Annotated in this window: 11 protein-coding genes; 10 read left to right on the top strand and 1 reads right to left on the bottom strand. The window is 29.8% G+C overall.

Features of this window, described 5'->3' with window-relative positions:
* Window positions 1–370 precede the first annotated feature (370 nt).
* Genes WJW32_RS07290 through WJW32_RS07275 form a run of 4 tightly spaced genes read left to right on the top strand, consistent with a single transcriptional unit; the run spans window position 371 to window position 6,373 of the window.
* On the top strand, window positions 371–991 hold the full coding sequence (locus tag WJW32_RS07290) for a TetR/AcrR family transcriptional regulator (protein WP_340256873.1): 621 nt from the start codon (window positions 371–373) through the stop codon (window positions 989–991).
* Window positions 992–1,003: 12 nt separating this feature from the next.
* On the top strand, window positions 1,004–2,152 hold the full coding sequence (locus WJW32_RS07285; protein WP_340256872.1) for an efflux RND transporter periplasmic adaptor subunit: 1,149 nt from the start codon (window positions 1,004–1,006) through the stop codon (window positions 2,150–2,152).
* A gap of 11 nt (window positions 2,153–2,163) precedes the next feature.
* Window positions 2,164–5,280 (top strand): efflux RND transporter permease subunit, encoded by a 3,117-nt coding sequence (locus WJW32_RS07280; protein WP_340256870.1) that lies wholly within the window; start codon window positions 2,164–2,166, stop codon window positions 5,278–5,280.
* Entirely contained in the window at window positions 5,261–6,373 is a 1,113-nt protein-coding gene (locus WJW32_RS07275; protein ID WP_340256869.1) for a TolC family protein, read from the top strand. The genes WJW32_RS07280 and WJW32_RS07275 overlap by 20 nt, the downstream gene beginning before the upstream one ends.
* A 64-nt stretch (window positions 6,374–6,437) precedes the next feature.
* Here the strand turns inward: WJW32_RS07275 and WJW32_RS07270 are convergent, their stop codons facing one another.
* Window positions 6,438–8,957, bottom strand: a complete 2,520-nt coding sequence (locus tag WJW32_RS07270; protein ID WP_340256867.1) for an EAL domain-containing protein — start codon at window positions 8,955–8,957, stop codon at window positions 6,438–6,440.
* 390 nt (window positions 8,958–9,347) lie between these two features.
* On the opposite strand from WJW32_RS07270, the gene WJW32_RS07265 reads away from it, so the two are divergent.
* From WJW32_RS07265 to WJW32_RS07240, 6 genes are all read left to right on the top strand, one after another.
* Complete coding sequence (locus WJW32_RS07265; protein WP_340256866.1) at window positions 9,348–11,288, top strand: S-layer homology domain-containing protein; 1,941 nt, start codon at window positions 9,348–9,350, stop codon at window positions 11,286–11,288.
* A gap of 17 nt (window positions 11,289–11,305) precedes the next feature.
* Window positions 11,306–11,659 carry a response regulator gene (locus tag WJW32_RS07260; protein WP_340256864.1) on the top strand — a complete coding sequence of 118 codons (354 nt, stop codon included), beginning with the start codon at window positions 11,306–11,308 and terminating at the stop codon, window positions 11,657–11,659.
* A gap of 127 nt (window positions 11,660–11,786) precedes the next feature.
* Window positions 11,787–12,809 (top strand): HlyD family secretion protein, encoded by a 1,023-nt coding sequence (locus tag WJW32_RS07255; protein ID WP_340256863.1) that lies wholly within the window; start codon window positions 11,787–11,789, stop codon window positions 12,807–12,809.
* A gap of 9 nt (window positions 12,810–12,818) precedes the next feature.
* On the top strand, window positions 12,819–13,946 hold the full coding sequence (locus tag WJW32_RS07250; protein WP_340256861.1) for an ABC transporter permease: 1,128 nt from the start codon (window positions 12,819–12,821) through the stop codon (window positions 13,944–13,946).
* Window positions 13,933–15,057, top strand: a complete 1,125-nt coding sequence (locus tag WJW32_RS07245; RefSeq protein ID WP_340256860.1) for an ABC transporter permease — start codon at window positions 13,933–13,935, stop codon at window positions 15,055–15,057. Before WJW32_RS07250 ends, WJW32_RS07245 begins: the two co-directional genes overlap by 14 nt.
* Window positions 15,035–15,526: a MarR family winged helix-turn-helix transcriptional regulator gene (locus WJW32_RS07240; RefSeq protein WP_340256858.1), complete on the top strand. Its 492-nt coding sequence runs from the start codon at window positions 15,035–15,037 to the stop codon at window positions 15,524–15,526. The genes WJW32_RS07245 and WJW32_RS07240 overlap by 23 nt, the downstream gene beginning before the upstream one ends.
* Window position 15,527 lies beyond the last annotated feature (1 nt).

The following is a 15,527-nucleotide window of genomic DNA, read 5'->3' as shown; positions in this document are numbered from 1 at the left end:
TATTAAATGTTTTTAATAAAACTAAGTATCACATCTTATTAAATATCCTAAAAGTTCTAAACTCCCTAACGGTCAGACAACGAACTTTTTTAACGGATATTCAAACGTTGTAATTCAAGTTTTATGCAAAAACATTTAAAGCATGCCCTAACATTTTAATACCCTTTATTTTTTTAGTTAAGTACTCAGTAAAGATTCAAATAAACCTTGTGCAGTAGTGCGGGGAAAATCAAAATCGTTAAATAAAAAATCTAAATGAAAATTTCTTGAAAAGAATTGAAATTGTGTGTTGCAAATATATCTATACATAGTATAATGTTTATATGACTAAAAATGAGTGAGTACTCATTCATAAAGAAGAGGTGAATATATGACAACTAAAAAAGGTAATGATACTAAAGAAAAGATATTTAATGCTGCTTTAGAAGTATTTGCTAAAAAAGGATTTTCGGCTGCAACTACTGCTGAAATAGCAGAGGAGGCTGGGGTTGCTCAAGGAACTATATTTAGGTACTACAAAACAAAAAAAGATATACTAAGAGGTGTAATGATTGAGTATATAGACAAATTTGAAGAATTTGCAGATTTTGATTCAATACAAAAAGTTATAGAGTATAATAAAGATAAACCTTTGGATGAAATTTTAAAGCTCATAGTACTTAATAGGTATGAGGTATTTAAAAAGAATTTTCGTATATCCAAGGTTATACATTACGAGATGCAGTTTCATGGTGACATAATGGATATGCATTTAGAAAAGGTTAATGAAAAAGAAGGAACTATAATGAAACATATATTACAACATATAGATATAGATAAAGATAAATATAAGCAATTGGATCAAAAATCACTATCTATAATATTTACAAGTATGATGTTTGGTATGTTTTTTCAAAGGCTTAATGGAATAAGGGGAAATGATGAGATACCAATCGAAAAAGAAGTAGATATAATAATAGATGTATTTTTTAATGGAGTATTAAGAAGATAGGGGGAAAAAATAATGAAAAAAAGAATTAGCTTATTGGTTGTAATGGTTTTAACTTTAACTATGTTTCTTTCGGGTTGTGGAAAGAAAGAAAAAGCTTCAAGCGTTGAAGAAAAGTTTGTGAGTGTTCAAACGGAAACTTCTAAAAAACAAGATATCAATGTTAAAACTACTTTATCAGCAAAGGTAAAGCCTGTAGAAGAGTCTAACGTTGTATCTAAGATGCCTGGAAAGGTTACTAGTGTAAATGTTGAAATAGGTAAAAAAGTTAATAAAGGAGATATGCTTTTTACTATAGATCAAACTGATTTAGTAAATGGAGTGAAAAGTGCTCAAGCTGCATATGATATGGCAGTTGCAAGTCTTAACATGAAACAAGAACAAATGCAAAATGCAAAAATAAATTATGAGAGAATGAAAGCATTATATGAAGAAGGGGCTATATCGAAGAAAGACTTTGAACAGTATGAGCTTCAAGCATCATCTACTAATTTAAATGCAGCACAAGCTCAAGTGGATCAAGCTAGAGTTGGAATTGAGAATGCACAGTCGAATCTAAACAATGCAACAGTTACGTCTCCTATATCTGGAATAATAACTGCTGTTAATATAAATGAAGGAGAAATGGCATCTTCTTCTCAAGCAGCTGTTTCTATAGCCAATATGAATAAGGTTGTTATTGATACTGAAGTTTCAGAGTACCTTATAAACAAGATTAAGGTAGGAGATGTAGTTGATATATCTATAAAGTCAGCCAACAAGGAAAACTTTAAAGGTAAAATAACTGCCATGTCTCCTGCGACTACATCAAATTCTATGACTTATCCTATAAAAATAGAGATAGACAACAAAGATAGTATTATAAAGCCTGGAATGTTTGCAAATGTAAACTTAGTAACAGACAAGAAAGAAAATGTTATAACAGTTCCATCAGAATCAGTGGTAATAAAGGGTGGAGAAAGTATAGTATATACAGTTAAAGATAATGTTGCTCATATTAATAAAGTGGAAATTGGAATTGACAATGGGGAAATTGTTGAGATAATAAAAGGAATAAAGCAAGGTCAAGTAATTGTTAACAAAGGTCAGAATTATTTGGAAGAAGGAAGTAAAGTTGAAATCAATAAAGTAGAAGAAGGAAGTAAGGTCAAAACTAATAAATAGGGGGGGTAAATATGAATATATCAAAAATATCGGTTAAAAGACCTGTTACAACCCTCATGTTTATGTTTATAGCAATACTTATAGGATTTGTATCTCTTGGACTTTTACCAATTGATCTTTATCCTAAGATGGATATTCCTGTTGCTATAGTTACGGTTAATTATAGTGGGGTTGGACCTGAAGAAATTGAAACCTTAGTTACTAAGCCTTTAGAAAAATCAGTGGCAACTGTTAGTAACTTGAAAAAAGTCACATCGTTCTCAAGAGAAGGAAAGAGTATAATAGTAGTTGAATTTGAATATGGAACTGATATGGACTTTGCAACACTTCAAATGAGAGAAAAGGTTGATTTAGCAAAAGGAGCTTTACCTGATGATGCATCATCACCTATGGTACTTAAGATAGACCCTAATGCTCAGGCTATAATAAATTTAGGGGTATCATCTGATATGGACCTTGCAAAATTACAGTCATTAGTAGAGGATGATTTACAATCTAGATTTGAAAGAATAGAAGGGGTAGCATCTGTTGATATATCAGGAGGAGATAAAAACGAAGTAAGTATAAAGGTAGATCAAGAAAAATTATCAGGATATGGACTTTCACTTAATCAAATAAAAAACACATTAAGATCTGAGAACTTGAATCTGCCAGGTGGTAATGTAAATAAAGGTGATAAAGAGATTTTAGTTAGAACGGTTGGAGAATTTGAAAGCATAGATGATATAAAGAATATACTTATATCATTGAAAACAGGTCAAACAATAAAATTATCAGATATAGCTCAGGTTGAGCTTGGTTACAAGGATAAGGATACTCTATCAAGAGTTAATGGGAAAAATAGTATAGGTATATCTATAACAAAGCAATCTTCTGCAAATACTGTTAAGGTTGCAGAAAAGATATTGAACGAAGTAGATAAAATAAGTGCTGAATATTCTCAAATTAATATTATAGTAGGAACAGATCAATCTGAGTTTATAAATAAATCTATAAATAATGTAACGAGTAATGCTATAATAGGGGGACTACTTTCAGTTATTATATTGTTCTTATTCCTTAGAAATATAAGATCGACATTTATAGTTGGTATTGCTATACCTATATCTATAATAGCAACTTTTGCTCTTATGTATTTTGGAGGACTTACAATCAACTTAATATCTCTTGGAGGATTAGCTCTTGGAATAGGTATGCTAGTTGATAACTCGATAGTTGTTCTTGAAAATATATATAGACATAGGGAAGAAGGAAAATCAAGAATTGAAGCTGCTATTATAGGAGCTAAGGAAGTTACAATGGCAGTATTTGCATCTACTATGACTACCATAGCGGTATTTTTACCAATAGTATTTGTAAAAGGATTTACTGCAATAATATTTAAGCAGCTTTCATTTACAGTAGTATTTTCACTGCTTGCATCTTTAATAATTGCGATAACTGTAGTTCCTATGTTGTCTTCTAAGATACTTAAAGTTGGAGAACCTAAGAAAAAAGAGTTTAAAGTTATAGAAAAAATATTAGATGTATTTACGAAATCTATAGAAAAATTGAGTAGTGCATATGGAAAATTGTTAAACTATGTTTTAAAACACAGAAAAACCACAGTATTTGTAGCAATACTTATATTTGTATCATCGATAGCATTAGTTGGTGCTGTTGGTGGAGAATTTTTTCCAGCAGAAGATGAGGGAAGCTTAAGTGTAAAAGTAGAGACTCCGTTTGGAACAACTCTTAAGGAAAGCGATAGAATAGTAAAAAAAGTTGAGGAAATAGTAGATAATATACCTGAAAAGGATAAGGTGTTTTCTACTGTTGGAGGATCATCTGGCTTCTCAACTAGTGCTAGTAATTCATCAAATGTAAATGTTGTTTTAGTTAATCAAAAAGAAAGAAAAAGAACAACTGCACAAATAGTAAATGAAGTTAGAAAAGAAGTAGAATCAATACCGGGAGCTAAAATAACAGTATCAGAGGCATCTTCTATGGGTGGCGGAGGTGGATCTTCAGCTGCTATAGGTATACAGATAAAAGGAGATGATCTTGAAACTTTAAAATCTATAGGGTACGATTTTGAATCAATATTAAAACAAATCTCTGGAACAGCAGAGGTTACATCTGATATGGAAGAAGGAAATCCAGAGGCTAGAGTTATACTTAACAGGGAAGTGGCATCTTTTTATGGAATAACAGCAAGTGATGTTGCGAATACTATAAAATCTTCTATAGATGGATCTAAAGCTACTACATTTAAAGTAGATGGAGATGAAATAGATGTAAATGTATCTTTAGGAGATTCAGTTAAAGATTCTATAGAGGATGTTAAGCAAATACAGATAACATCTCAAACTGGAAAGACTGTTCCTTTAGGACAGATAGCTCATATCGAGTATGGTAATGCACCTACTCAAATAAGTAGAATAGATCAAACTAGAACAGTTACAGTTTCATCTCAACTTGATGGAAGAGATTTAAAATCTGTTACTGACGATATAAAGAAGGAACTTGAAACTTATAACCTTCCATCTGGATATACTTATACATTTACAGGGCAACAACAAGATATGGCTGAAGCATTTTCAAGCTTAGCGCTTGCACTTCTATTATCTATAGTAATAGTTTATATGGTTCTTGCATCACAGTTTGAATCATTAATACATCCATTTACAGTAATGCTATCAGTTCCATTTGCTTTATCTGGCGGATTTATAGGATTATTTATAACTGGAAGATCTTTATCAGTACCTGCTTTAATTGGGGTAATAATGCTCTCTGGTATAGTTGTTAATAATGCTATAGTTTTAGTTGACTATATAAACCAACTAAGAGAATCTGGAATGGACAGAAAAGAAGCTATAATAAAAGCAGGATTCACTAGATTTAGACCTATACTTATGACTACTTTAACTACCGTTTTAGGTCTTATACCACTAGCTCTTGGAATAGGAGAAGGAGCATCGACTCAAGCTCCAATGGCTACTGTAGTTATAGGAGGACTTACGTTATCTACTGTATTAACACTGGCATTTATACCGGTTGTATATAGTATATTCGATGATTTAGTTATGAAGATAAACAAAAAATTTAAAAAGAAAGAGGGGATTTTAGATGAAAAGGTTGGTTCTTAGTGTATTGATTGTATGTATGACTCTTGTAACATCTATACTAGCATATGCAGATACTCCTCAAGTAAATGAAACTGTAAAATTATCATTAGATCAAGCTATAGACGAGGCAATAAAAAATTCAACGGATTTAAAGGTAAGTGATGTGGATATTGAAATAAAAGAAATAGAGCTTGACCAAGCTAGACATAATGAAAAGAAGTATGAAAAATCAGGGTTTTCATGGGGAACAGTAGAAGGATTTCAATTAGATTCTAACATGTATTCAAAGGCTGCTGAGAATGCTTTAGATGAAGAAAAAATAAAAAAAGATTATAAAATAGAAGATTTAAAGTATAATACAACAAAAGCTTATTATGGAGCACTTCAAGCAAGAGACTATTATGATGTTACAAATAATAATTTAATTAATGGTCGAAAGAGTAGAGACAATGTTAAGAAAAAATACGACTTAGGGGTTGCATCAAAATCAGACTTATATATGGCAGATATAGCACTTGATGAAGCTAAGGCTAATTTAGAAACCGCAAAGACTAATATGAAAAGTGCTTATAGAGGACTTGATATGATTTTAAATTATGCTCTAGATACTAAGATTGAGCTTACATCTAAGTTTGAAGAACAAAAATTTGATGTGGATTTAAATAAGGATATTCTAATATCATATGAAAATAGATTCGATATGATTCAGATAAATAATAAGTATGAGATAGTAAAGCTTGATTTTGAGACTAACTCTATTAAGTATCCATCAAACACATATGTTTACAAGACAAAAGAGAGAAATATAGCTAAGATTGAAAATCTTATGGCAAACTCTAAACAGATGGTTGAGTTTGATATAAAGTCAAAGTACGATAATGTAAATAACAACATAAGACAAATAGAAATAGCAAAATCTAAGATAGATAAAGCTAATGAGGGATTGAGACTTAAGAAGCTTTCTTACGATGCTGGAATGAGTACACTTTTAGAAGTTCAGGAAGCTGCTAATACATCGTATTCAGCCAATGTAGCTTTAGCAAAATCTATATCTGATTATAATTTATCTATTATAGATTACAATAAAGCTGTAAATATAGGTACTGTAAAATAAGGTTTGTAATAAAAAGGAGCTACTTTAAAATGATTTTTTAATCATTTTAAGAGTTAGCTCCTTTTTATAGAAAAACAGTATTATATATTTTTTCTACTTCTGCCACTTCTATTGGTTTACTAAATAAATATCCTTGAATGTAGTTACAACCTCCTACTTTCAAACGGTTATATTGCTCTATATCCTCTATTCCTTCTGATAATACTTCTAAATTTAAACTGTGGGCAAGTGAAATAATATTATCCATAACTGCAATGTTTTCCATTTCTAAAAACTTATCACATAAGGATTTGTCTAGCTTTATTTTATCCACTGGTAAAAAGGTTAAATAACTAAGGGAGGAATAGCCTGTTCCAAAATCATCTAGGGCAATTTTTATCCCTAAGCTCCTTAATTTATTCAGAAACGCTATGGTTTCTTCTTTTTTATCTAAAAATATACTTTCTGTAATTTCTATTTCTATATACTTACTTTCTACATTTTTTTTCTTTAATTCATTTTCTAAGAATGTAATATAATCTAAATCATCTAATTGCTTTGCTGAAAAATTAATGGCGATAGACTTTACATCAACTCCATTATTTTTCCATATTGATATTTGGTTGATTGCCTCTTTTGTAACCCATCTTCCAATTTCAATAATCATACCATTTTCTTCTACTGCTGGGATGAAAACAGCTGGTGAGATGGAATGATTTTTTAACCTTAAAAGAGCTTCAAACCCTACGATTGATCTAGTATAAGTACATACTTGAGGCTGGTATAGTAATTTGAATCCATCTTCTTTTATTGCCTCTCTTAAAATTCTTTCTATCTCAATGTGTTCCTTTAATTTTTCTGTCATCTCTTTTTTAAAGAACATATAGTTGTTTTTTCCTAGATCTTTTACTTTATACATGGCCAAATCAGCATTCATAATTAATTGGTTTACCTCGTTGCTATCAAAAGGATATCGAGTGATTCCAATACTACATCCTATATAGACACTATTCTCTTCTACCATAAGTTTGTTTTTAAATATATTGGTTACTTTTTTCGCATAATTTTCAATTTCAGTAATATCTTTTTCTCCTTCTATTAAAACAAGAAATTCATCTCCACCAAACCTTGATATAACTACTTTTTCATCTTTTATACTTATAAGCGCTTGTGCTACTTTACTTAACACTTTATCACCATATGTATGGCCTAATGTATCGTTAATTTCTTTAAAATTATCCAAGTCTAGTAACATAACAGCTCCTGATTGATTTTTATTAATTGATTCTTCCAGCTTTTCTAAAAAACTTCTTCGGTTTGGTAAGTTTGTCAAATTATCATTATAAGCAAGATGCTCTATATATGATGTGTAGTTTTGTATTTCATCATATTGAGCTCTGAGTTCTTCGTCTGATGCGGTTAGCTGCTGATAAGACGCTACTATCTCTTGGTTAGATATTTTTAAATTTTCTTGATTTTCTTTTAACTGGTACAAATATGTATTTGCTTTATCTAATAGGTTGTTAATAGAATAGGTTAATCCCCAAAAAGTATCTTTATCTACTAAGGGTAGTCTATATGCTATATTATTCTCCACGTCTATTTGATTGATGTTATGGTTTAATTGATTTACTGGTTTGATAATATTTTTATTTTGTACCCATAAAAATATTAAAAATATTATAATGGATATAATAGATGATGTTACAAAAATAGTATAAATAGAAGAATAAACACTTTCCATAGAAAGTCCTATGACTAGAGCGCCTGTGATTTCTCCATCAATAAATATAGGAACTGTAATTTCGAGCAATTTCTTATCTATTTTATCATAGAACCACTCTTCCGTACCTATATTCCCTTTGATAGCTTCTTTTAGTTTTTTTTCTTCAATAGAATCATAAACAATTCCAATATCTTCTATATCGGAATCAGCAATGGCTTTTAAATTTGTATCTACAATTGTTACATAAACAATATTTTCTTCTTGTGCTAATTCTTCGACTAATTTTTGATAGTTGAACTTTTGTGTTAATTTTTGTATATTATCTGCTAAAATACCTACCTGAACAAAATATCCATTTGCATTCTTTATGGAGCCATATTTAGTTGGAATACCAAACTTTGCATCTGGTCTTATATCCTCCATTAATTCTTGATCTTTACTGCGTACAAAATCATACAATGGATGACCTTTAAAAGGAATCCATCCTCTATACGCTTCAATGTTTGAATATAAAGTTTCTCCATTGTCATTTATCCAGTTCAATTCATCTATTTGAGAGTCTTTCGCTAGTTCTATTAAAAAATCATCGCTTAGATTTTTTTCATTTTTTATTACCATTTTCCCTGTTGTTTTAATTTGTTGTTCCAACATTTCATTAATTATATCTAATGAGGCTTCATTTCTTTCGATTTGTTTTGTCACTTGTTTTGTAAGATTGAGTCCATCTTGTTTTACTTGTTCTAATAAAAAAGTTTTATTTATGTAAAAACTCGAAATACTAATAATAAAAGGAGCTAATAGTGAAATCAATAAGGGTAAATATATTAATTTGTATTTATTTACTACATTTTTTCTTAGGTTGTTTTTTGTTTTTTCCATAAAGTTGCCTCCTTCCCATCAGCTCTTTAAGTATTACACCCACATTTTTATTTTTCGTCATAATTCTCCTTTGTTCTAATAATTATCACATATTCCTTTGTTTTTTTCAATATTTGCATTTCAAAACTGTTAACTATATTTCAATAGTTCTATGTATAATAATAAAAAATGGAAAATATTATATTTATATAATTTGTTTGGAGATGAAAAAAGATTAATTTCGCTCTAGAAATTACCGTTTGTTTTGAGATGGATCTTTTGGAATATATATAGTTTAATGGGTTAGAATGAGTTATACTATAATATGTCATTTATTATATCTTTTACATTGAATAATTATGTGGTAAAGTAAAAGTATATATCTTAATATAAGTAGGTAGGGGGTTCGATATGAAAAAATTAAGAATTAAAAAATGGGTTAAAAGTACTCTGGCTGTAATGCTAGCTGTATTTTTGATTTTGACGAGTGTTATGTATTCTTTTGGAGCTCAGATGTTCACGGACGTAACGAATAAGCATTGGTCTAAACAATATATAGAAAATATGGCTTCTAAAAAGATAGTAACGGGATATGATGACGCCACATTTAAACCAGATAAGTCGGTATCTAGGATAGAATCTATAGTTCTTATAACAAGATTATTCGACCCAAAAGAAGTGCAAGCTTCTTATGATGCGAATAAATCTAAATATGAAAAATCTCTTAAAGATTATGGAATATTGACATACGCAAACTGGGCTAAAGAAGAGATAGTTTTTGCTCTTGAAAAGAAAATAATAAACAATGAAAATTTATTATCTACTTTTATAAAAAATGGAAATCCACAAAATGCATCGAGATGGGAAATAGCGGTTTATCTTGCAAGGGGATTAGATCTTGAAAATAAATTGAACAAAGTAGTTATATTAGGGTTTAAGGATGCTAATGAAATACCATCAGAGGCTAAGCCATATGTAGATATACTTATACAAAAAGGAATAGTAAATGGATCTGGTGACTGGAAAGGAAACTTTAATCCCAAAAATCCTGTAACTAGAGCTGAAATGTCTAAGATGTTATCTGTTGGATATGATTTAAAGCATAATAATACAAATACAAATACAAATACAAATACAAATACAAACACAAATACAAACACAAACACAAACACAAACACAAATACAAACACAGATAATAGTCAAATTTTAACATCTGTTGAAGGTAAAATAGACGATGTATTAGAGTATAATGGAAATATAACTTTAACTATAAAGGATTCAAGGGATAAAAAACTTGTGTTTAGCAATAAAAGAAGTGACATAAGTATTAAGCTTGGAAGTCAAGTGGCAAAAATTGAGGATTTAAAAGAAGGAAGAGAAGTTAAATTAACTGTTAGTGGAAATAAGGTTTATGCCGTAAAATTAAGTGATGTAGAAGAACAAAAAGAAGGATATTTCTATACTGTTTCATTCGATGCTAATGGAGATCATACTGTTAGATTTAAAATTGAAAATAAATATAATGAATATAGAATAAGTACTACTAGTAGAGTAAAGCTTGATGGAGAAGATTCTAGTATTTACAAGCTTGAAAAAGAAGATAAAGTAACTTTAAAGTTAAAAAACGGTGTCATAGAAGAAATAGATGCTCAGTCTAAAGATTTTAAAGTTAAAGGAATAATTCAAGAAGTATCTTCTTCTAAAATAGAGATAAAAACTGATGACAAGTATGAAAAAACTTATAAATTCGATATAAACACAGATGCTAGAATAAGAAGAAATAATGATTCAGCTAAAATATCAGATCTTAGAGTAGGAGATAAGGTAGAGCTTGAGGTTGAGTACGATAAGGTAAAGGATATAGATGCAGATACAGTTAGGGCAACGATAAAAGGAACTTTAAAAGAAATAAAAATGGCACAAACTCCAGAGATAACTATATTAGATGAAGATAATAAAACAAAGACATACAAGCTACTTCCTGGATTTGAGGTTGAGATAAATGATAGATCTGCAGGCCTTTATGATCTTAGAATAAATCATAAGATAGATATAACTCTAGAAAGTGGAGAGGTAACTAAGATTAGATCAAATCAAAATGTAAGCATGAATACATATACAGGAAAGATAACTAATATAGATACTGGTGATAATGAAATCAGAATTGAAAACAATTCAGATGGAAAAACTATATATATAAGATATGATACTAGTAATGTAAGGTTTGTAGATATAGATGGTAGTACTATGAGAGAACATGATTTTGACAAAGATGATATAATATCTGTTGTTGGAGAAGATAAATTGGGTTCTATTGAAGCTAAGATAATAACAAGAATAGAGAATCATTAATATAGGGAGATGTATTTATGAAAAAGATACTTATTGTAGATGATGAGTTAGGATTAAGATCCCTTTTAAACAGTTTGTTCAGTGAAGAATACGAAGTTCATTTAGCAGAAGATGGAAATCAAGCCATAGATATAGTAAAAAATAATAAATTAGATTTAGCTCTTTTGGATATGAGACTTAAGAATATGGATGGTGCTGAAATTCTTGAAAATATAAGAAGATATGATAAAGATATAAAAGTTTTCATACTAACAGCATTCACAGACCCTAAAAAGATGCATAAACTTAATGAGCTAAAAATAGAAGGAATACTTCAAAAACCTTTTGACATATTTGAGTTAAAAGAAAAAGTTGATAGTGTATTAATGTAAAAAGAGTGGATATAATATCCACTCTTTTTATATGAAAAAACATATTTACAAAATGTTATTGAGGTAATATAATTAACATATAAACTAATTGATAAACATATTAACTATTTAGGGGAGGTAACATAACGTGAGAAATAAGAAAAATATTTTAATCTGTCTGATTATCATGACAAGCATGATGCTATTTGGATGTGCATCTAGTCAAGAAATTGAAACTAATGATAAATATCAAGGAATTATAGAGGCTCAAGAGGTAGATATAAATTCAAAGATACCAGGTAAAATCGGTGAGGTAAAAGTAGAAGAGGGGCAATTGGTTAAAGAAGGAGATGTAATAGCAACTGTAGATTCTAAGGAACTTGCGGCTAAAAAAGATCAAATGGAGGCTCTTGTAAGTGCAGCTAAGGGACAATTAGAGGCGGCTCAATCTCAAGTTGCAGCTGCTAATTCACAACTTACAAAAGCTGAAAATGGAGCTAGAAGTCAAGATATAGCAAAAGCTCAGACTTATTATGATCTTATGTTAAAAACTTGTGAAAGAGTAGAAAATTTATATGAAAAAGGGGCTGTGTCAGCTCAAAAGAGAGATGAAGTTAAGGCTCAACTTGATATAGCAGAACAAACACTTAGCATGGCAAATGAAGGAGCTAGAAGTGAGGATGTATCTGGAGCACAAGCTATGGTTGCAGCAGCTACTAATATGGTAGAAGCGGCAAGAGGTAAGTATGAGCAAGCTAAAGCTGGACTTGAAGAAGTTAATGCATATATACAAGACACGAATATGAAATCACCTATAAATGGGAATGTAACTCTTTTAAATGTAGACAAAGGAGAAATGGCATCTACAGGAATGAGTATAGCTACTATTTCTGATTTAAGCAATATGTGGATTGAGGTTAATTTAGATGAAACTAAATTAAGTGAGGTTTATGAAGGTCAAGAAGCTAAAATAACGGTTACGTCATTTAAAGATAAAACTTTTAAGGGTAAGGTTATAAGAGTTAATAAAAAGCCTGACTTCGCAGTGAAAAAAGCTACTAATGACAATGGAAATTACGATATAGTTTCATATGGAGTAAAAATAAAAGTAGAAGATGAGGAAAGTATATTAAGACCTGGAATGAGTGCGTTTGTGGATTTTGAAAAGTAGGTGATGTTGTTGAATAAAATAAAAAAATATATAATGGCATTTAGTTTGATATTCATAACACCTTTAGTGGTAAATGTAATGCTTTGCTATATGTTCTCGGATCATCAACTAAAAGAAATCCCTACTGCTGTATATCTTGGAGATAATACTCAGTTCTCTAGAAGTATAGTAAGTTATTTTGATGATAATGAAACATTTGATGTTAAGTATTATGTAGAGAGTCCATACGATATAGAAAAGTTGATAGTAGAAAATAAAGTTAGATTTGGACTTGTGATACCAGATGATTTTTATAAAGACTTAAAGGAGTATAAATCACCTACTATATTGACTGTATATGATGGGAGTCAGCTTGCTTATACTTCATTTACTAAGGCTCAAGCATCTGAAACACTTATGACTATAAAAGGAGGAGCTTTAGTAAAGGTGCTTCAGGCAAAGCTTAATCTTCCTTTTGATCAAGCTAAAAAAATAGTATCATCTATAAGCATACAAACTAGGATGTTATTTAATCCAACTAGAAATTATACTAATTATTTAATGCCTGGATTTATGGCTGCTATGGTTCAAGCAGGTCTTGTTATAGCAGCTTCTGTTAGTATAAATAGGGAAAAAAGAAAAAGTATGATTACTTATTTAGGATCTAAAATATTGGTGTATAGTATTCTTGGATTTATATCATTAATGTTAAATATATATATACAAACTAGTATATTTGATGTCCCATTTAGAGGTAATATTAAAGATCTTATGGTTATTACCTTTGTATTCTCTATGGCTGTATCTACTATTGGAATATTTATATCATCAGTAGTATGGGATAAAATAAAGGCATCTCAGGCTGCCGCTGTACTTTTCTTACCTAATACTATTATGATAGGTTATACATATCCTTTGATAGGTATGATGGATGGGTATAAATTTGTAGGAAAGTATATACCTCTTTATCATTATGCAGACAATCTAAGAGATTTAATGCTGAAGGGATATGCTATGAATTACGCTAAAGACATAAAATATCTACTATTTGTATCAGTTATATTTTTAGTTTTAGCTGTATTTGTTGAGATATTAAGAGAAAATAGAATTAGTAGGAAAAAGAGCTTGGGAGAAGGTGATACTATTGAAAATAATTAATGAGATAATAAAGTTTTTTAAGCAGCCTAAAAATATAGTTATATTAGTTTTAGGACCTTTATTTTTCACCTTTCTCATTGGCGGAGTTTACATGAAGGATTATTTAAATGATATACCTATAGTGGTGCTTGATATGGATAATTCATCTTCTTCAAGAATGATAGTAAATGAATTCGAAAATAATGATAGATATTATATAGCTTCTAGAGTTAATTCATTTAAAGAACTAAAATATTCTATAGATTCTAAAGAATCTCATATGGGTATTTATATACCTAAGGATTTTAATAAGGATATAAAAAAGCAAAAATCATCTAGTGTAGCTCTTATAATAGACGAAAGTAATATAACTGTAGGAAATACAGCTTTAGCATCTGCATCGGAGATATTGGCTACTTTAAATGCAGGTATAAATATAAAGATACTTCAAGCTAAGGGAATAGACCCTAAGACTTCTTATGATTTAGCGAAGGTATTCAATTTTGAATCTAGGGTATTGTATGATGCTAAGTACACTTATAAAGGGTATGTTATGCCGGGTATAATACTGGTATTCGTGCAACAATTGTTTTTGTCAGCCTTTATTCCTGCTATAATGGATGATAGAGAAAATATATTTATAAAATCAATTGTGTATTCTACTATAGGTAGCTTAACATATGTATTATGTGCATTGATTCTTAAACATGTTTTTCATATAAGCTTTACAGGTTCATTCTTATATGCATTTTTATATGTAACGATATTTATATTGACACTTGTTGGACCGGGTATGCTAATAGCAGCTTTATTCAAAGATAAGATTCAGGTTACGCAGTTTACAATGCTTTTATCAATGCCTACTTTTTTAACTGCTGGATATGTATGGCCCGTAGAGCAAACTCCTGTTGTTCTTTCGTATATAATAAAAATGATATGGCCTCTGATATATGCTATAGCTCCTGTAAGAGATATATTAGTAAAGAGCACACCTGCGGGTATATTTAGAAAAGATATAATTTGTCTTATGTTATTTGGGTGTATATGGGGGCTGATTGGATATAATTTGTTTAATAGAACATTTAAAAATAATAATCGAGGTGGTATGAGTGAACAACAAGGAGTTGTTTAATTTTTTAGATAGTTATAATTTCATTGAAGATGTGTCTGGAAAAACTATAATTAACTTATTAAAAAGTGTTGAGATAATGAGATTTATTTATAATAGCTTATTTGCAAATCATGGTATATCTGAATCGAAATTTTATATTCTACTGTTGCTTTCATACTCAGAAAACGGTATGGCTTTATCAGAAATAGGAGATAAGATGCTTGTAACAAGGGCAAATATGACAGGTCTTATAGATAGAATGGGAAAAGAGGGATTAGTAGAAAAGAAGATTAATCCTAAAGATAAAAGATCTTCTATAGCTTATCTTACTGATAAGGGAAGAGATCTATTTGATAACATAAAAGGTACTCATATAGATTTTAGTAGACAAATGACTAGCGGGTTAAGTATTGAAGAAAAAGAACAAATAAATACATTACTTGAAAAGCTTCAAAATGACATAGTGAAGAGTTTTAGTGAGGAGGAATAAA

It is taken from the genome of Tepidibacter sp. Z1-5 (assembly GCF_037844525.1).
GTDB lineage: Bacteria > Bacillota > Clostridia > Peptostreptococcales > Peptostreptococcaceae > Tepidibacter_A.
The sequence above is the reverse complement of the archived record's forward strand: the minus strand, read 5'-3'. Positions and strand labels throughout refer to the sequence as shown.

Bases quoted from the DNA above. Each gene is read 5' to 3' on its own strand.
- WJW32_RS07285 (WP_340256872.1), top strand. From the start codon at position 1,004: ATGAAAAAAAGAATTAGCTTATTGGTTGTAATGGTTTTAACTTTAACT.
- WJW32_RS07280 (WP_340256870.1), top strand. From the start codon at position 2,164: ATGAATATATCAAAAATATCGGTTAAAAGACCTGTTACAACCCTCATG.
- WJW32_RS07260 (WP_340256864.1), top strand. From the start codon at position 11,306: ATGAAAAAGATACTTATTGTAGATGATGAGTTAGGATTAAGATCCCTT.
- WJW32_RS07270 (WP_340256867.1), bottom strand. From the start codon at position 8,957: ATGGAAAAAACAAAAAACAACCTAAGAAAAAATGTAGTAAATAAATAC.
- WJW32_RS07290 (WP_340256873.1), top strand. From the start codon at position 371: ATGACAACTAAAAAAGGTAATGATACTAAAGAAAAGATATTTAATGCT.
- WJW32_RS07275 (WP_340256869.1), top strand. From the start codon at position 5,261: ATGAAAAGGTTGGTTCTTAGTGTATTGATTGTATGTATGACTCTTGTA.
- WJW32_RS07265 (WP_340256866.1), top strand. From the start codon at position 9,348: ATGAAAAAATTAAGAATTAAAAAATGGGTTAAAAGTACTCTGGCTGTA.